Genomic DNA, 18,935 nt, shown 5'->3' with positions numbered 1-18,935 from the left:
TCACCTCTCAGCAATTATTTTATACGCCAAATCATTAGCCAATTCACTAATTATATTGACAATAATTAAAACTAGTTTTAATATAAAGACATAGCTAAATAAGACTTTAAAAAGCCTGTTGATTCTACACTTTACCCGTTCCCCAACGAAATTAATGTGTTTATATAGGTCGTCTTTTCTATTGTCTTTTTGGCTAATAACTTAGCTTACCTAGAGTATATTAAAACTAGATTTAAAAATCAAGAGTTTTTATTAAAACTAGTTTTTGCAAAAAGGTACGCAGACGAGAGGAACCTATGATATGACTGCGTTTGACATTCTAAAAAAACTTTGTGATGAACAAGGAATATCTGTAAATACACTTGAAGAAAATATAGGACTTGGTAAAAATACTTTATATTCTTGGAAGAAAAACACTCCGAAAGGAAGTAACTTAATCAGGGTAGCTGACTACTTTGACGTAAGTACAGACTATCTTCTGGGTCGTACAGACGAAAAAAGAAATTTAGATCGAACTGTAAATAGTGACCCAGATATACGCACCCTGCAAAGAGCAGCAAATAAAATGACGCCAGAGGAAAGAAAGAGAGCTATTATAATCTTGGAGAATGCCTTCGATGACTTATTTGATGACGAAGATTAGAAATCCAAATTGGGATAAAGCTCGACAAAAAGCTTATGAAGTTATTAAACAACACAATATTCAAGACTTCCCAATAAATATCAAAGAAATTATAAGTCAATATTCAAACATAAAGGTATTGACTTATAATGAATTTGCTTTAATGAGAAATTTAACAATAGAAGATGTAATAAATATAAACGCATCTGAAGATGGTTGTATACATTATTACGCAACTAAAGATCGTTACATCATTCTATACAATGATGAAATAAATCTACCTGAAAGAATTTATTGGACTTTAGCTCACGAATTTGGTCATTACATCTTAAAACATCATAAAGAGTCAGATAGGTCTAATCTTTCAAGGTTAGAAATTACTGATGAAGAGTATGAATTATATGAATTAGAAGCTGATTTTTTTGCCCGATTTTTAATAAACCCTCCTTCAATAATAAAAGAATGGAATGTTATAGATACATATAGAGTAATGAACTTTTTTAGAGTCTCATTTTCTGCTGCTAACAATACACTCTCATTTTTACGAAGAATTGCTCGTAATGGCTGGACTGTAGTAGCACCTGACGATATAAAGAAACAATTAAATAATTTTATTTACATTGTAAATCACGGGAAGACATGTTCGGAATGTAATTCATTTTTTGTATATGAACATTCTATTTTTTGTCCTAATTGTGGAAGTTCTAGCCTTCATGATCAAGAAAGAGGAGATGATTTCAATATGATATATCAAGGAATAGACGTTGATGAAAAAAGTAGAGTAACTAAATACTGCCCACGCTGTGACAACGAAGAAATTAATTACGATGGGGATTTTTGCTCTATCTGTTGTTCTTACCTTGTAAATGAATGTTCTAATGATAATTATAGTGGTGGTTCTTGCGGTACCCTACCAGGTAATGCTAGATTTTGTTCTCAATGTGGTTCACAATCTACTTTCTATCGGGATGGTTATCTAACAGGATGGAACAGTAATTCTAATACCTCCAAAGAAGTTTCCGAAGATGATTTGCCATTTTAAAATACATAGAGCAGACTTGAATGTCTTGCTCTTTTCTTATACGCATGAGAGGAGAAAATAAATTATGGCTAGTATCACAAAACGCGGTAGCACATGGCAGTATATGATTAATCACTATGTAGATGGCAAAAGAAAGCCTATTTCAAAAGGTGGTTTCACTACTAAAAGAGAAGCACAAATAGCTGCTGCAGAAATTGAGTTATCATTAAAAAAAGGTAATCAAGTAATTGTAAAAGAAAAACCATTTGCTGAATACTTTAACGAATGGATTGAATTGTATAAGTCTAGTAAACATATTAACACTTATGATCGTTATCTCAGCTCATATAACCGTGTTAAAGAATACTTCAAGGATAAACCTATTCAAAAAATCACCCGTGCTGACTATCAAATATTTTTGAACGAATACGGTATAGGGAAATCGAAAGAGACTGTACGAAAACTTAATACACACATAAGAGCATGTGTAAAGGATGCTATTGAGGAAGGTTATGTAGCCTTAGATTTTACTCGTAAAGTGGAATTAAATGCTACAAATAACGCTAAAAGTAGTGAAGAAAAGCATTTAAATTATCAAGATAGCGTAAAGTTATATAACGAATTATTTAACTTTTTATCACCTTCCACAAGTGCTTATCATTTAATTTTGTTAGGACTTGTATCAGGTCTGCGATTTGGTGAGTTAACTGGACTAACAACAGAATGTTTTGATTTTAAAAAGAATGAAATCAAAGTGTATAATGCATGGGATTATAAAAGAGGTACGGGATTTGTACCATTGAAAAACGAACAATCTAAACGAAAAATTTCTATCGATAAAAAAGTTATGAATGAATTTAAAAAACTAATTTTAGCTATAAATGTAAATGAAAACAACTTGGTTTTCTATCGTCAATCGGTTATTAAAACAGTAACTAATAAAGATGCTAATAGATTATTACGAAAAGTACTAGATACTTTGGAAATTGAACATATCTCTATTCACGGTTTGCGTCATACTCATGCGAGTGTTCTAATTTATAAAGGTGCAGATATACACTCTGTTTCAAAACGTTTAGGTCACTCTGATATTCAAACAACACTGGATCACTACGCACACGTATTAAAAGAAATGGAAGAACGAGATGAAGAAATTGCAATCAACATTTACTCATCTTAATTTTTTTGTTCACATTGTTTACATTTTGTTTACCTAATTTAAATTTCATATGTTATTTTATGCGATTCTTGATACCCTCTGAATAAAACAAAAAACGCTCAAAACCCATTATACATAAGGTTTTGAGCGTTTTCATTTCCACTTAAGTATTAACCATTATTTTTCAAAAGACGTCCGATATGGACATGGCATAATTATCATGTTTCCATAGTTTTTTATAGAGGGTATCAGCTATGAACCTCTCCCGTTCTAGTCCGGGCATTCTTTTCTCCAATATAATACAAAAAATAGTGCAAAACGTCAAATGGATTTTTTTAAGGTTGTTTTCTAAAAGATTGTTGCTATTAAAACTTAAAGACAGATTAATTCTACAAAATGAGTAGAGAATGAAACTCTGTCTTTTGATTTTAATATATCGCAAACCGAATTTTAACTAAGTTAGTTTAAATAGGATTTCTCATAAATTCTTAAATATTCGTAATAAGTAGTGGATTAACTTATTTATTATTCTCTTTATTTTGTTCTTTAGTTTGCTGTAGCGTGCAAAGACACCATGGCTTTTATATGATAAAATTTACACAAATTACATAACGATGTGATTTAATGGAAAATAATAAATTAGTTTGTAAGGCTTGTGGTAATGATTCCTTCGCACAAGTTGAATTAGGCGGATCTTATGCTTATGCAAATGTAAAACCAATTAGGATGGATAAGCTAAATATTACGGGTTCACCAATGATTTTGACTATTTGTAAGAATTGTGGAGAAATAGCTTCAATGAAAGTTAAGAAACTAGATAAGTTCAAATAGTATCTTATCGTTATACTTTAGGTCACTCCTGCAGAGTGACCCTTTATTAATTTCTTACCTCCGAATGACCTCGCCCTAATGAACAATTTCTTTCAGCTATTCATTCAACACGTTCTGAATTTAAATAGTCACTTTCATGTGCTAGAAAAAAAGTGTGTCAACAAACAAAAAACCGAACTATCCAATGAAACGCTCATGAAGTGTTTTGGAATCGTTCGGTTTTTCTATTTATTTTTAGGTTGTAAATCTAGAGATTATTCGGCTTTATAAAGGAACCATTTAGTTCCGTCCCAGCCTCTTATTCATCACGATTAAGTGACTCCTTCACAAATGTAGGAAGTGCGAATGCGCCAACGTGTAAATCTGTATTGTAATATTTCGTTTTTAGACCAAATTTGTCCCAAGCATCTACTTGAATATCTTTAGTTGGATGTAATGCTTTTGAAGCAAATCCGAATAGCCAGTGTCCCGATGGGTATGTTGGCATATGGAATTGATATACGCTCGCGATTGGGAAAATACCTTTAATTTTTTTATGTGCTTTGCGCATGTTTTCTGCATACTCGGCAAAGTATGGAGATTCGTGTTGGTTAATTAAAATTCCTTTTTCATTTAATACACGGAAACATTCTTTATAGAAAGCTGTTGTAAATAAGCCTTCACCGACTGAAATTGGATCAGTAGAATCTACTAATATTAAATCGAATGATTGATCAGCTGCGTTTTGAACATAAGCTAAGCCATCATCAAAAATCATTTCCATACGAGGATCTTCTTCGACGCCAGCAGCTGTAATTGGAAGGTATTTTTGGCTCAAACGGAATACTAACTCATCGATTTCTACCATTACTACTTTTTCTACTGATTTGTAACGTAGTACTTCACGAGCAGTACCACCATCACCACCACCGATAATTAATACCTTTTTTATATCTGGGTTAGTAGCGAATGCTGGGTGTGTAATCATATCGTGATAAACGAACTCATCTTTTTCATTAACCATCATCAATCCGTCTAACGTGAAGAAAGTACCAAACTCTTCACTTTTATAAAAATCGATTTTTTGGAACGGAGATTGTTCACTATGAATCTCTTCGTTGTATCCGATTGAAAATTTACAGTTATCGCTCCATTGTTCTGTATACCATTTCATTAAATCACGTCCTCTAATACTTCTTGTTTCACTATAATTGTATCAATTTCTTGTTCTGCAAATTGGCGAATTTTATCTGCCATTCCACGTGGTACTTCAAATGATTCTGTTTTTTTCGCTTGCAGTTTTTGTTCTAAATATTCTGCTGCCTTCCATGGACTTACAGAGTCACCACATGTGTAAACATCTACAGAAGCAAATCCGTATTCTGGCCAAGTATGAATCGTTAAATGTGATTCAGCAATAATTACTGCACCCGAAACACCATATGGGTTGAAATGATGGAAGCAAGATTCTACAATTGTTGCCCCAGAATAGTCAGCAGCTTCATTCATAAACTGCTCGATTAATGCGTTTTGCTCGATAATTTCACTTGGGCAACCATAAAATTCAATTAATACGTGTCTTCCTAATGTTGATAATTCAATGCTCATTTATTTGTCTCCCTTACGACTGTAATATAATTTTCTTCTTTCGTTTCGAACAGAACATTCCCAAAATTAAGAAAATAGAAGTTATATAATTCTACTACTTCCTCTGAAATAACTTCACCAGGGATAATTAGTGGTATTCCCGGTGGATAAATCATTAATGAATCTGCACTAATTCGACCTACCGCATCATAAATTAAAATTGTTTCTGTTTCAGCATTACACGCCTGTTGCGGTGTCATTGCTAATTTATTTATTTGATTCGCTGTCACATAAGCTGACTGAATCGCTTCTTTTTTTCCGTAATTAAGTTCAATATCTTTTAACGCATGTACTAATTTACCGATTGTTTCATTCGTATCAACATGACTAATGACTGCCATTATGACATATCCTTCAGCAAGTTCTAATTGAATGCCATACTGCTGTTTCAATATTGTGTAAACTTCGAAACCAGTTAAACCGAGATCGTTCACACGAATAACAAGTTTCGTCCAATCATAGGCTTGATTGAAATTTTGTTGTACATAATCAGCTTTTAGCACTTCATAGCGTGAATTATTTTCAATTTCTTCAATTGCTGCATCAACAATTGACTTTAATTGGCTATAACGTTGTTGTCCATACACCGCTAATTCTCTTCGTGCTACATCTAAAGAACTCATTAATAAATAATTTGCACTCGTCGTTTGAAGCATATTTAATACTTTTTGCAAATGCTTCGAATCGATTCGTTTTTCTTGTAGTAATAGAAGCGAGCTTTGTGTTAATGAACCCCCAGTTTTATGCATACTGACCGTTACTGCATCTGCACCAGCACTAATCGCATCGTTTGCATCAGGTAAAAATGTTAAATGCGCTCCGTGTGCACTATCAACAATAACTGTTACATTTTGTTCATGTGCGAGCTTACAAATTTCTTGCAGTTGATTCATCGACCCAAAATATGTTGGATACGTTACAAGTAAAGCTTTCGCTTGTGGATTTTCTGCAAGTGCCGATTTTACATTTTCAACTGAAATTCCGTGTGCAATACCAAAATGTTGATCAACTTCAGGTTGAATAAATACTGGTTTTGCTCCGCTTAATATAATGCCGTTCATAACTGATTTATGGCAGTTACGAGGTACGATCAATGTATCACCTTGTTTACATGTCGCTAAAATCATCGCCAAAATTCCTACAGTAGTTCCATTTACTAAAAAGTAAGCGTAGTCGACATTAAATGCTTGTGCAGCTAATTGTTGAGCTTCTTTAATAACCGATTCCGGGTGACTTAATAAATCAAGCTCCTTCATCGAATTTACGTCCATTCTTAATGTCATTTCTCCAAGCGTCCATTTTAATGGGTTTTCATGTAGCCCCATTTTATGACCAGGTACATCAAACGGCGTAACATCTTGTTTAGTATAATTGACTAAAGCTTCAAATAATGGCATGCGGTCTTGAGTGGCAAAAAATTCCTCAGTAGCCACTCGATTTTGCACGCATTGCATTATTGTCCCATAGCAACTGTTAAAAGTTGCTCTAATTCTGAAACTTTGTCTGTTTTTTCCCAAGTTACGTTTACATCACTACGTCCAAAGTGACCATAAGCTGCAACTTGTTGATATTGTGGTTTACGTAGATTTAGCATGTTAATAATGCCATTTGGCGTTAAGTCGAATAATTGACGAATCGCTTTTAAAATTTCTTCTTTCGCTACTTTTTCTGTACCAAATGTTTCTAAAGCGATACTAATTGGTTCACTTACACCAATTGCATATGATAATTGGATTTCACATTTATCTGTCAAGCCTGCTGCAACAATATTTTTTGCAACGTATCGCGCTGCGTAAGCCGCAGAACGGTCAACTTTTGTACAGTCTTTACCAGAGAATGCGCCACCACCATGACGAGCTGCGCCGCCATAAGTATCAACAATAATCTTACGTCCTGTTAAACCTGCATCTCCGTGTGGTCCGCCTACTACGAAACGACCAGTAGGATTAATTAAAATTCGGAAGTCTTCATTCATACCAAATTGCTTCGCAACAGCTTTAATTACATTTTCTGTAACGTAATCAATGAATTCTACCTGGTCAAAATCATCATCATGTTGTATTGACATTAAAACAGTATCAATTTTAGGTTGCATACTATCCGTATAATCAATTGTTACTTGTGATTTCATATCAGGTCGAGCCCATTTGAATTGACCATTTTTACGTAACTCAGTTGCACGTTTTACAAGCATATGTGCCATTTCAATTGCTAAAGGCATATAGTTTTCAGTTTCATTAGTCGCAAAACCGAACATAATACCTTGGTCACCTGCACCAACTTCTTTTGTATCGCTAGAAGAATCAACACCCATTGCGATATCAGGAGACTGCGTGTGTACTAAAACTTGTACATTACAGTTATGACCATCAATACCGAACTTATCATCTGTGTATCCAATGCCGATTAGGGTATTACGGGCAATTTTTTCGATATCTAGTTCTGCTTTTGTAGTAATCTCTCCGCCAACAATTACTGTGTTTGTAGTTGTGAATACTTCACATGCCACACGTGATAGCGGATCTTGTGATAATGCTGCGTCTAATACTGCATCTGAGATTTGGTCTGCAATTTTATCTGGATGTCCTTCCGATACAGACTCCGATGTGAATAATACTTTTTCTGACAATTTTAACTACCCCTAACAAATTATAGATTTTTAGGGCATAAAAAAAAGCTCACCCAATTTTAAGGAAAGCTTCGAATACTATCAGCTGCTGTTCCTCTTATTGTTCACAAAAGTTAATTTTGTGCTCAGGTTCGGCCCACTGGATTCAGTTCATTATGAACTAAATTGTTTGGCCACCGTATCTTCGACCCCTCGTCTCAACGGTTATTAATAAGAGCTATATTATTATGCTGAGACTCATATTAAGTCATAAACTTTTGAGTGTCAATTTATTTTTTAATATTTTTTTATAATTAATCGCTATGAAAATTAATTCATTTACCCTTTTGAACCAAAAAATACTAAGTATAACATATTGCAAACAATTAATATTTATTATAAAAAATGAATAAAAATGCATATAGAGGTTTTTTATATTAACAATAGAAGGAACTCCTATTAAAATTGCAAATAGATGTGTCAAATTAACATATTGTAAGCAATAAAATTTTTAAATTACCAAAGAAAATATAGGTATTTTTAGTGTCTTTTATTTCATAGAAATTATTTAAATTTCTATAATTCAGACTATTATTTTCGATCAATTATTAACAGATCAAGACGACTTTTTATTTCAAACAAGGTGTGTTGATTAGCTAAATTTCACCAATATTTATAAAACGACTAGGTGCTTTCCAATAAGGAAACTTCTTATCTTTAAAACCATCATGGCCATCCAAGTGATGGCATGAAAAATTCATTTGTCTAAGTGAAGGCATATTTAATGCTACTTCCCTCTTTTTGTTAATTATTTGATTTAAATAATTTGAATTTATATTGCGTTCTACTAGGTATTTTACTAGCTTGTTTGATAATCCTATTTATAAAAATTTGCACTTTTAGTTGACAGAAAATTCAGACTCATTATATAATTTTTGGTATTACCACTGTATTTAATTTGTATTACCACAAAGCAAAGGGGACGAGGATTTGAAGGAAAAGGAATGCTCCTCAGATAAAATTGAGAATGAATTAATTAGATCCATATTGACTGGTGTTTATTGTGTAGGAAGTACTTTGCCTCCTGAAAGAGAGCTTGCAAAAGAATTTGGTGTTGGTCGTCCAACTATTCGGGAGGTACTTCAACGTTTAGGAAGGGGTGGATGGATAACAGGGAGAAAAGGAATGCCTGCGGTTGTTAATGATTATTGGCGCAATGGAAATTTAACGACACTTGTTAATATTGTTGAGAATCAACATACCATAACAGATGAATTTATCATGTACTTATTAGAATTAAGAAGTTCTTTGGCTCCGACTTATATTCGTGATGCTGTCACGTTTAATCAACCAAAAGTGGTTGCTCTCCTTGCCAATCTAGAGCAGCTTGAAGATAGTGCAGAAAGCTATGCAGCATTTGATTGGGATTTGCAAAAAAGGTGTGCTGGCCTTGCAGTTAATCCAATCTTTCTACTCATTTTAAATAGCTTCGATTCTATTTATATAGATATGGCAAAAAGATATTTTTCTGTAAAAGAACATCGTGTGTTGTCCTTCGACTTTTACCACGGTTTATTAAAAGCTGCATTAAGAGGAGATGCAATGGAAGCGGAAAGGCTGTCTACCACAACAATGGCGAAAAGCTTAGCACTTTGGAACGATAGAAAAAAATAAAGAATACTGGAGGCGTGATAAATGAAATTGAAATATTTTAAAGAATATTTTTCTTATCCTGATATTTTAATCATGACCTGTCTATTCCTTATTAGTTTTGGATTTATGATTCTACATTTAACCTCTATCGGAATTTTTGGTGCTTTTATTCTTGGAATGATTATGTATTCCTTAGCTGAGTATGTTACGCACAGATTTCTTTTTCATCTGAAACCACCAAAGAATGCATTTTTGTTAAAAATGCTTAAACGCTTACATTATGACCACCATGCAAATCCAAATGAATTGCATTTACTATTTTTACCGTTATGGTATAGTGTGCCAAACATTGCCATTGCAGCAGCCATTTTTTATTTTCTTACATCTAGCTTAGTAATGACAAACGCATTTATTGCAGGTATCATGCTTTTTTTATTATTTTATGAGTGGAAGCATTATATCGCCCATCGTCCCCTTCAGCCAATATCTCCATGGGGTCGTTGGATGAAAAAGGTTCATTTATGGCATCATTTCAAAAATGAAAATTACTGGTATGGCGTTACGAACCCAGCCTATGATTTTCTTATGGGTACCTTTAAAAACCAAAAGGATGTTGACCAAAGTAAAACTGTTAAAAATCTAGAGAAACGTGGCGACTAGAAAATAGAATAATAAAAAATATGCCTTGTAGGTAAAATAATCGGTCCTATGCTGTCTTTATGATAAATCTTGCTCATTAGAAGAAATCTGTTACGTGAAGTATAAAATACCCTAGAGTATAGAGACAAATATTTATAGACTTCAAATAAACATAAAAAGCCACAACCCATTCATAAGGAGGTTTTGTAACCTAAAAAATCCAATCATTGTTTTTCAATGATTGGATTTAAACAACACTTATTTATGATACGGTCCTCCGTGAAATGTCTAAATGAGGTTAGTAAATTTCCATTTTATTTCTGTCTCCTTCAAATTTAAGAGTCCGTTCTAAGCTGTACTTCAATAAACATTTTTATTTATTGTTCAAGATGTTGAATATCTATTAAAACTACATTATAGAGCTCTATGAAGTTAAATCCATTCTTATGGAAAACTAAGAGCTGTCACAAAAGTCACTTTTATGACAGCCCTTTTCATTTTTACATGCATTATAAATGTAAATGTTTGTTATCTAGAAGAAACGATTATGTCCGTTGCTTCAATTTTGTTTCCAGCCTTATCTTTTGCCACAACAGTTAGACTAGTGCCAGATTTTTAGGCTTTAATCTTGACAGTGAATTTCCATATTGAATTTGCTTTTGCTTCCCATAATAATGTTTCCCCGTTTTACTTTAAGTACAGGTATTCATTATCTATTTTAGTAATAAATGAAGATGCATTTTATTAATTATGCCTCGGCATTATTTCTTTCCCAAAATAAAATACCGCCGTCATCTGCAATTACAAAATAATTGCCACTAAATGAAAACCCATAGCAATACAAATAACCTCTATAAATGCGAACACAATTTTTATTGTGGCCTTCGACCAAACAGTCCTCAAACGCAGGGTGATAAATTATATCTTCACATGGATATAGAGGTGATACTCTTTGTAAACAATCCCCGAATTTATTACTGATTGGCAGTATGCTCCCACCATATTTGCTTGCCAATTTAATCGATTTATCTATTAAAACGTCGAAGCCTTCACAAATTAACAATGTTTCATCTAAAACAAAGTCACCTGTATAATCTCGGGATATTTTTTCTGCTCTTGCTAAATCTATAATTCCCCTACCATTACTTGATACGACAAGTAATAAATCGGATGATTCATCAAACCCGAAATATTCAAAACCACCAATACTAAAATGACCCTTAAAAGTCCATCCAACTGGACTTTTAGCAGAAGGTATTTGCTCTAATATGCTATATGTATTTTTTCTATGTTCCTCAAATGCCTTACTTTTAAAGTAATCCATGATAACCCCCTTTAAAGAAAAAGCGTGCCCAAATTACCCATCGTTATTTATAATTTGTACACGCTTTATTTCACCTCAATACAGTCGAAAAAACGATCTTTCTTTATTCAAAACGGTCCTGTCTTTCAGTCAGTACCCATTTTCGTACATAGCCCATTTTCCCCTGAATATTTTCTATTGTTTTTTCACTTTGAAATGCCTTTTGCATGACGGTATACCGCAAATCCGTGGCTCTCACATTTGTGCCAATATCCTTTGATATCGTTTGAAAAATTCGCTCAATTGTTTTTGTAGAAATGGATTTAGATTGACTAGCCTCACTTACCCATACCCATTCTCCTAGCTTTTCTTCATGTAATTCTTCGGTTGCTTCTTTATAGTGCGCCAGCATATTCATTAAAATTGAAGTCAGCTTTATTTCTCTACGCCCATTTTGATTAGCAATGTAAATAAACGATGACTCAAACTGAATATGAGACCATCTCATACGTACAAGTTCTGCTGGTTTGCATCCTGTTTCCATAAGTAGTTGGACAATGCAGCCATTACGTCTTGCTAGCCAAGCATGCTCCATTGTTTTAGCGTATTGAAAATAAGTTGGCCAGACATTCGCAATTTGGATTAATTGCTTCTTTGTCAACAAAGTCAAAGCCTCTTTTTGTCTCTTTTTAGGCTGTAAAATACCCTCATAATCAAAGGGATCTACCCATTCTCTTAAAAAGACAAAGTCTATAAAGCCCCGCAATGTTGCAATTTTATGATTAAACGTGTTGACATTTGCGTAACTCTCTTTTAAATAATTACTATATATAAATAACAATTCTTTTAAATGATAATCTACATTCAAGTAGTTGTTCTCATGAGCAAACGCTAAAAATTGCTGCCCATCTATATTGTATTGTTTTTGTGTAGCAGCACTTTTCTTCAATGAATTTAAAAGTAAAAAATAGCTGTTCCATGCTTCCACTAGAGTGACCATCTTACGACCTCCTTATTAACTGTGCGTGGTTTAATTAAGTTTACTATATTTTTGGGGCGTTAGTTATTAATTCATATATATAAATTATAATGTCGGATAATCTGTAGTGTTCATACACGATCCCGCTTCCAGTGTTCAAATACTCCTTTAGCAGTGTCCCACATCTTTTGTTTTCTTACAATAGTAATTTTCCGTACTTTGTTGTAATACAATTTCTTTACTATGCCTCTATTCTTGTATAACTAGGCTGATTTACATGAAAATTCGTATAATTTAGTGTTTATGTCCGTTTGTGTTATATAATAAGAGGAACAACTATAACATGTAGGGGGCTTTTCAAGTATGCAAGTAAAAACAACTCGACTTGAAGCAGAAGACGCAAAAATTATTTATCAAGAAACAGCTGGGCTAGCAATTATTACGATCCATCGCCCACAGGCTAAAAACGCACTTACAGCAAATATGTGGGATCAATTAGCTAAAATTGCCTTACAAGTATTAGATAATCCGAAAAACAAAGTATTAATTTTACGCGGCTCTGGTGAAAATTTTACAGCCGGCTCAGATATTAAAGAATTCAACGCCATTTCTCTTGAAAAAGCCGAAGAAGCGTTTGTACATATGGAGAAAACGATTTCCACAATTGAGCGTTTACCAATTCCAACGATTGGCGTCATTAATGGTCCCGCAATGGGTGCTGGTTTAGAGCTTGCATTAGCCTGTGATATCCGCATCGGCTCTGAAAAAGCAAAGCTCGGCATCCCTGTCGGTAAATTAGGAATCACGTTAAATAACAAATTTGCTCAACGTTTAGTTCAATTAGTTGGCCCTTCTACAACAAAAGATTTAGTATTTACGGGTCGCATGTTTAAAGCTGAAGAAGCCTTTAAGCTTGGCATGCTTAATTATTTAGTAGCTGAAAAAGACTTAAATAAATACATGATTCGTATGGGTAAGCTTGTTGCAGGCATGTCACCTGAATCTTTACTAGCTGTGAAGCAATCTGTTCAAGAATGTGTGGACAGTGTACCTTCATTATGGCAAGGTTCAACACCGTTTGTCGGAAAGGATTTTGAAGAAGGTTGCCGTGCCTTTGTAGAAAAACGTCAGCCACAATTTATACGTCAGTCGAAATAGAAAACAGGTACTCCGCTCGCCCTCTTGCGAATGGAGTACCTGTTTTTTACGATTTTCGCTTTTGTACTACCGACTTAATTTGAAGATGAATCGCATCTAATTCATACCCAAAATGCTGGTGGAATTCCGCCTGTATCGATTTTTGTAATGCATACAATCGATCTGGTATGGAATAAGTAATAGGTAGCTTTAACTGTAAAGTAATCGTTGCTTGCACTAAATCGCCTAACACGAATTGTACATGCTCAACTTTGTGAACGATATCTTGCTCTACACAGCAATACGTGAGTAGCTGCACATAAACATGCTTACCAATTTCAATATACTCTTGTTGAAAATCAGGACGAACAATCGTCGTCTCCCCTATTTTTTCACGCCTTGTAGAGAAAATCTCCTTCCCTTTTTGAACGAGTCGTTTAAAAAAGTTTTGCTCGACTTGTCGGTACGGGATTGGCATCACATGCTTCCCCTGCGTCTGTCGAATAAAGCGAGCTTTTGCTATTTCTTTTTGAGAACGTACATCCTCGACATAGTAATATGTATTGATTGGAGAAAGCTCAAGCTGACGAGCGATCGTTTTAGTCATTTTATCGGACGTACCAATTAGCAAAATCGACTGTACTTTATGTGTATTAAGTGCTTTTTTTACTTCATTGCGATGTGTATCATCTGTAAAAATCGCTCGACGAACGGCTGTAATCGTATTTTTCTCAAATTTCGCGGAAATTCCAGCTACTTTTACACCATTTACAATAAGAAGACCATCATCAATAAGAGCCTCTACCCCGATTTTATGGGCGAAAACTAGTGCGCTTGTACTTTTCCCTGTTCCACTTGGACCACTCAAAGAATAAACATCCATGACCGACAGCTCCTTTCCATTTTATGATAGCAGAAACGTTCCATTTTTTCCGTCAAAATCATTGTTTCCAGTATTAGATCATATATGCCTCGGCATAATTGTTGCTGTCGCTTCGCTTTCGCACAGATAAACAATGCGTCCAGAATCGGCTTTGTGTTTAGGCCTGCACAATGCAGGTCAGTTAGCCGTAATCGCATAGATGCGATGATCATCCCCTATGCGCACCTATCCGATTCTGTGACATCCGCCGGGGGCTTTAGGCCGACACGATATCGGTCATTCAGGCGTTTTCACAGGAGGTGAAGTTCTTAACCTAAGTTCCTCTATTTCACAGGTGATTGCACACTCACTGAAAATGACTGAAAATTGTTTTCATTACATCATCTATCAAGATGGGAGACTACAGCTGAAAAAAGTTAATTTATTCCCGCTAGTCTATGCATGCATCTTCTCCATTATAGAAATATATTCTTTTTTCAGAATAACTTTCCCTTTATATGCTTTAGTATGATAAAATGTGAACTACTATTCTGTTATACAACTATAAGGAGTGTACTAGTTTGAAAATCGTACCATCTAAAAAAATGTCTTTATTCACACCAGCAATTTTCGGAGATTTAAAAAATCATGCTAAGCAACTGGAAGCAAAAGGCATGAAAATGATTGATTTAAGCTTAGGTAGTCCTGACCTTCCTCCTCATGCTAAAATTCGCGAGCATTTATCGTATAGAGCGGGTTTAGCAGAATCCTACGGCTATACATTAACAGGCACGCAACGTTTTTATGAAGCTGTTAGTCGCTACTATAAACGTCGTAGTAATGTAGATTTAGATCCCGCTTCTGAAATAATTCAAACGATCGGCTCTCAAGAGGGATTAGTGCATTTACCAATCGCCTTTTGTGATCCAGGAGATATCGTACTTTCTACAAACCCAGCTTACGTAGCCTATGATGCAGGAATTCATCTAGCAGGCGCAACACCTTACTATATGCCTCAAACAGCTGACAACGATTATTTACCAGACTTAGATGCTGTTCCTGAAGAGATTGCGCAAAAAGCAAAACTACTAATTTTAAACTTACCAGGTAATCCTGTGCCTGCTATGCCTTCAATCGCCTATTTTGAAAAAGTCATTGCCTTTGCGAAAAAATACAACATCATCGTTCTACATGATGCAGCATACTCTGAGTTCTACTTTACTGGTGATGGTCCAATCAGCTTCCTAGCCACTCCTGGCGCAAAAGAAGTTGGGATGGAAATTAACTCATTATCGAAAAGCTTTAGCCTTGCTGGTACACGTATCGCTTATATCGCGGGTAGCGCTAAGATGATTTCGATTATAAAACAATTAAAATCAAATTTAGATTTCGGTATTTTCGAACCAATTCAAGATGCTGCGGTCGTAGCACTTGATAATGCCGAGGAAATTACAGCAGACCTACGCGCAACATTCTCAGAACGCCATAAAACATTAATGAATGGCTTACATACATTAGGATGGGATGCAGCGCCTTCTGAAGGTGGCATGTTCGTCTGGGCAAAATATCCGTACGATATTGACTGTACAGAACTAGCCTTTAAACTAATTGAACAAGCTGGCATCGTAACAGTTCCTGGTACAGTATTTGGCTCGGCTGGACAAGGCTATTTACGTTTAGCCTTAGTACAACCGAAAGAAATGTTGCAAGAAGCTGTTGATCGCTTAGCACAAGTACAACTAGCACCACAAAAATAATCATCTAATATAAAAACCCTTCTAACTTTAATGGTTGGAAGGGTTTTTATTGTTTATTATATAATCCTCAAGTATCGGTCTATCAGGAGGACTAATATTTTTAGGTAAATCATCTAAAGAGAAAAACTGTAGCATCGTTGCCTCAGCTTGATCATGAATAAGTTGGCCATTATATTCTTTACATTCAAATGCTGAAACAACGTTATAAACTTCATCACCATGCGGATATTGATAATAAAAATCTTGTCCAGAATACGTATTGATTAATATTAGATTTTTAGCTTTTAGTCCTGTTTCCTCCAATAATTCTCGATGCGCTACTTGCTCTAATGTTTCACCTAGCTCCATTGAACCCCCAATTAACCCCCAACACTCATTATCTATACGAAGCTGTAATAAAACCTGTTGATGATTATTATTAACCAATACACAAGTACCGCACTCCAACTACTTTGCGCAAATCTTTTATATATCCCATAAAGCACTCCTTTATTTTAAAACGCTCTTATTCGTTAAAATCGGCAGGAAAATCCACTAACACATAGTCTCCAGTCCACATTTGTGTCGTTACAATCAAATTTTCGCCATGTCTTTCAAAGAAGAGTCCACGGCCATCCTTTTCTTTGAAAACCCAACCGTTTTGATCAAGCATTTCTTTGATCATTTCATCAGCTGTGGATATATTTTCTCCCTTTAATACATACCATTCTTTGCCGTTTTCTTTCCGCAATTTAACCATTCGTGTTTCGGAATCATTTATTTTTTCTATAACTGTTTTTTTACTTATTTTTTCTATTGGGAGTGGAGGAAGATAAAGTTTATTGTAAAATACGAACGTTCCAACGAGTAAAATAATGAGCCCGATTGATACTATCACCTTTTGCATAAAACACTCTCTCCTTTTAATATAATATATTACCACTAATTTTCAATTTTTATTTCCATATATTACATTCTATTACACTAAGGCCTAAAGGGAGGTAATTTACTTAGTAAATCAGACGTCTAAGTTAGCAAACGAAATAATGAAGGGATGAGATTTTTTGAAGTATACTATTTTTGGGTGTCTAGTGGCTGTAATAATAGTCTTGAGTGGCTGTTCAACAATTCTAGAAAATGATATTTCAAATACAGAACAAGAACAATCGTATGTACCTATGGTAAATTTAAATGGAACAATTTATGCCTCTTATGACTTAACAAAATATGAAAAATATTCAACGGGAGAAGTATTTGGTGAAATAAAGAGAAGGGTACCATCCTCTGATATCGAAAAGGAGAATTTAACTTCCAATTATTACGATGAAGGAACAGTCATTTACAATGTCAAAGAGGATAACAAAATATTTCTAATCGAAGAGTCACCAGATATTTATTCCATTCTAGAAAAATTAGAGTAATGTTTAAATCATAGAAGTCCTTATAATTAAAATCATACCTTACGAAATAAGTACCCTATTGGACAGACACTTAAAAAAGTCGCTAATTTAGGGTACTTTATTCATAATGAGCCTAACAATTAGATGGAGCTTATATTACTATTTCCGAAGCATTGGAAGATGCTTTCGAGTCGGAATCATTTTTTTCTATAACTGTTTTTTTACTTATATTTTCTATCGGGAGTGGAGATTAGAGTTTGTTGTAAAATACGAACGCTCCAACGAGTAAAATGATGAACCCGAACGATACAATCACCTTGTTCATAAAACACTCTCCCTTCAATATAATACATTACCAATTTTTCACTTAATTTTACATGCATTGTATTTTCGGAAAGCATACGCTACTTACTAAATGGCGTTTATCCAACAAGGATTTATGCTATTTTTGTTGAATTTTATTTACTAAAGGGACAGGTTGTTGAGGAGGAGTAGTATGCGTTTTCTTTTTTGGCTAAGTGTTGTTATCTCAGGAATTGTAAGCATTGTCGGTTTTACACTCACTGCTATGACCACTACTTCATTCGACCCCACAGGTGAGAATTTTGTTGGTGCGAATGGAAACCCAGGCTTAATGTTTGTGATGTTTCCAATGTTAATTATTCTTTATTTTTTCTTTGCAATGATGTTTGTTTTTGAAAAGTTACATGAACGTTTTCCAGTGAAACGAAAACTATTTAAAGCCAGCTATTCAGGGGTGTTTGTGCTGGTATTTGGCATGTCGATTTATCGAATCGTGTCTTTTCGAAATGAAATCAACCCATATTTTGAATACGAAATATCCTATTTAAATCCTTTTTCTAATCATTTATTTTTTAACTTCTGGACGTTTATAGCTTGCCTTTGTATTTCAGGTTTTTGCTCATTTTATTTAAAGAAAAGAATGTGAAGAAATGTACTTAAACTCCCTTAAAAGAACGTAATAATCTTTCACTCTCTTTGGTGTACCGTTGGTTTTACACTACATGGATGGCTAACAGGTGCTTTCTCATTAATTATCTAATTAGACTACTCAAAATGATTAGTAATCCACCTTTTTTGATTCTCTGCAACCTATTGTTCTACCACAATTTTTATTATTGGCTAACTTTTCTTTAGAAACCCCCAGGTAAAACGTATATTTACTCGATTAAAATAAGATGTTACAAATTATCCACCACAAAAATAATCATATCAACAACAAAAACCCTTCTAACTTTACTGGTTGGAAGGGTTTTTGCTATCGTTCAATATGTTGTTTTTACTCATAACATATTGAAGTAAAACTACTTCAAATAAAAATGTGTTAACGTCTATTCA

Annotated in this window: 18 protein-coding genes, 1 pseudogene and 1 riboswitch; of the genes and pseudogenes, 10 read left to right on the top strand and 9 right to left on the bottom strand. The window is 34.3% G+C overall.

What is annotated here, in order from left to right:
• Positions 1-301: 301 nt before the first annotated feature.
• The 4 genes from AC3WSK_RS06015 to AC3WSK_RS06000 all read left to right on the top strand — a co-directional run bounded on the left by AC3WSK_RS06015 (position 302) and on the right by AC3WSK_RS06000 (position 3,633).
• Positions 302-643 (top strand): helix-turn-helix domain-containing protein, encoded by a 342-nt coding sequence (locus AC3WSK_RS06015; RefSeq protein WP_492413646.1) that lies wholly within the window; start codon positions 302-304, stop codon positions 641-643.
• A complete protein-coding gene (locus AC3WSK_RS06010) occupies positions 618-1,664 on the top strand; it encodes an ImmA/IrrE family metallo-endopeptidase (protein ID WP_492413648.1) in 1,047 nt (348 codons plus the stop codon). The genes AC3WSK_RS06015 and AC3WSK_RS06010 overlap by 26 nt, the downstream gene beginning before the upstream one ends.
• A 64-nt stretch (positions 1,665-1,728) precedes the next feature.
• The gene (locus tag AC3WSK_RS06005) at positions 1,729-2,823 is read left to right on the top strand and encodes a site-specific integrase (protein ID WP_492413650.1); all 1,095 of its coding nucleotides are present in this window, start codon (positions 1,729-1,731) and stop codon (positions 2,821-2,823) included.
• Positions 2,824-3,024: 201 nt separating this feature from the next.
• Positions 3,025-3,071: riboswitch (PreQ1 riboswitch) on the bottom strand.
• Positions 3,072-3,426: 355 nt separating this feature from the next.
• Positions 3,427-3,633, top strand: a complete 207-nt coding sequence (locus AC3WSK_RS06000; RefSeq protein ID WP_079562313.1) for a hypothetical protein — start codon at positions 3,427-3,429, stop codon at positions 3,631-3,633.
• A gap of 298 nt (positions 3,634-3,931) precedes the next feature.
• On the opposite strand, the gene speE is transcribed toward AC3WSK_RS06000, so the two are convergent.
• Genes speE through metK form a run of 4 tightly spaced genes read right to left on the bottom strand, consistent with a single transcriptional unit; the run spans position 3,932 to position 7,888 of the window.
• Positions 3,932-4,786: a polyamine aminopropyltransferase gene (speE, locus tag AC3WSK_RS05995; protein ID WP_079562312.1), complete on the bottom strand. Its 855-nt coding sequence runs from the start codon at positions 4,784-4,786 to the stop codon at positions 3,932-3,934.
• Positions 4,786-5,220 carry an adenosylmethionine decarboxylase gene (speD, locus tag AC3WSK_RS05990; RefSeq protein WP_079562311.1) on the bottom strand — a complete coding sequence of 145 codons (435 nt, stop codon included), beginning with the start codon at positions 5,218-5,220 and terminating at the stop codon, positions 4,786-4,788. The genes speE and speD overlap by 1 nt, the downstream gene beginning before the upstream one ends.
• Entirely contained in the window at positions 5,217-6,713 is a 1,497-nt protein-coding gene (locus tag AC3WSK_RS05985; RefSeq protein WP_079562310.1) for an aminotransferase class I/II-fold pyridoxal phosphate-dependent enzyme, read from the bottom strand. Before AC3WSK_RS05985 ends, speD begins: the two co-directional genes overlap by 4 nt.
• Positions 6,713-7,888 carry a methionine adenosyltransferase gene (gene metK, locus AC3WSK_RS05980; RefSeq protein WP_079562309.1) on the bottom strand — a complete coding sequence of 392 codons (1,176 nt, stop codon included), beginning with the start codon at positions 7,886-7,888 and terminating at the stop codon, positions 6,713-6,715. The genes AC3WSK_RS05985 and metK overlap by 1 nt, the downstream gene beginning before the upstream one ends.
• 969 nt (positions 7,889-8,857) lie before the next feature.
• Here metK and AC3WSK_RS05975 point away from each other — a divergent pair.
• Positions 8,858-9,541, top strand: a complete 684-nt coding sequence (locus AC3WSK_RS05975; protein ID WP_492413654.1) for a GntR family transcriptional regulator — start codon at positions 8,858-8,860, stop codon at positions 9,539-9,541.
• Positions 9,542-9,562: 21 nt separating this feature from the next.
• On the top strand, positions 9,563-10,180 hold the full coding sequence (locus AC3WSK_RS05970) for a sterol desaturase family protein (protein ID WP_079562307.1): 618 nt from the start codon (positions 9,563-9,565) through the stop codon (positions 10,178-10,180).
• 727 nt (positions 10,181-10,907) lie between these two features.
• Here AC3WSK_RS05970 and AC3WSK_RS05965 read toward each other — a convergent pair.
• Both AC3WSK_RS05965 and AC3WSK_RS05960 read right to left on the bottom strand, forming a co-directional pair.
• Complete coding sequence (locus AC3WSK_RS05965) at positions 10,908-11,483, bottom strand: hypothetical protein (RefSeq protein WP_492413657.1); 576 nt, start codon at positions 11,481-11,483, stop codon at positions 10,908-10,910.
• A gap of 103 nt (positions 11,484-11,586) precedes the next feature.
• Positions 11,587-12,462: a tyrosine-type recombinase/integrase gene (locus tag AC3WSK_RS05960; RefSeq protein ID WP_427484039.1), complete on the bottom strand. Its 876-nt coding sequence runs from the start codon at positions 12,460-12,462 to the stop codon at positions 11,587-11,589.
• Between the two features lie 342 nt (positions 12,463-12,804).
• Between AC3WSK_RS05960 and AC3WSK_RS05955 the strand changes: the two genes are divergently transcribed.
• Positions 12,805-13,599, top strand: coding sequence for an enoyl-CoA hydratase/isomerase family protein (locus AC3WSK_RS05955; RefSeq protein ID WP_492413659.1), 795 nt, complete (start codon positions 12,805-12,807; stop codon positions 13,597-13,599).
• 46 nt (positions 13,600-13,645) lie between these two features.
• Here AC3WSK_RS05955 and AC3WSK_RS05950 read toward each other — a convergent pair whose 3' ends face one another.
• Positions 13,646-14,461: a hypothetical protein gene (locus AC3WSK_RS05950; protein WP_492413661.1), complete on the bottom strand. Its 816-nt coding sequence runs from the start codon at positions 14,459-14,461 to the stop codon at positions 13,646-13,648.
• Positions 14,462-15,021: 560 nt separating this feature from the next.
• Here AC3WSK_RS05950 and AC3WSK_RS05945 point away from each other — a divergent pair.
• Positions 15,022-16,197: an aminotransferase class I/II-fold pyridoxal phosphate-dependent enzyme gene (locus AC3WSK_RS05945; protein ID WP_492413663.1), complete on the top strand. Its 1,176-nt coding sequence runs from the start codon at positions 15,022-15,024 to the stop codon at positions 16,195-16,197.
• Positions 16,198-16,224: 27 nt separating this feature from the next.
• On the opposite strand, the pseudogene AC3WSK_RS05940 reads toward AC3WSK_RS05945, so the two are convergent.
• Positions 16,225-16,675 (bottom strand): annotated as a pseudogene (locus AC3WSK_RS05940) (NUDIX hydrolase).
• A 27-nt stretch (positions 16,676-16,702) separates the two neighbouring features.
• Positions 16,703-17,083: a hypothetical protein gene (locus tag AC3WSK_RS05935; protein ID WP_492413665.1), complete on the bottom strand. Its 381-nt coding sequence runs from the start codon at positions 17,081-17,083 to the stop codon at positions 16,703-16,705.
• Between the two features lie 157 nt (positions 17,084-17,240).
• Between AC3WSK_RS05935 and AC3WSK_RS05930 the strand changes: the two genes are divergently transcribed.
• Both AC3WSK_RS05930 and AC3WSK_RS05925 read left to right on the top strand, forming a co-directional pair.
• Positions 17,241-17,597, top strand: a complete 357-nt coding sequence (locus tag AC3WSK_RS05930; RefSeq protein ID WP_492413667.1) for a hypothetical protein — start codon at positions 17,241-17,243, stop codon at positions 17,595-17,597.
• A gap of 475 nt (positions 17,598-18,072) precedes the next feature.
• Positions 18,073-18,525 carry a hypothetical protein gene (locus tag AC3WSK_RS05925; RefSeq protein WP_492413668.1) on the top strand — a complete coding sequence of 151 codons (453 nt, stop codon included), beginning with the start codon at positions 18,073-18,075 and terminating at the stop codon, positions 18,523-18,525.
• Positions 18,526-18,935: the final 410 nt, after the last annotated feature.

The sequence above is a fragment of the Lysinibacillus sp. EB271-A1-10B genome (genome assembly GCF_058791335.1).
Note: the sequence above shows the minus strand (reverse complement) of the source record. Positions and strands in the feature narration are given on the sequence as shown.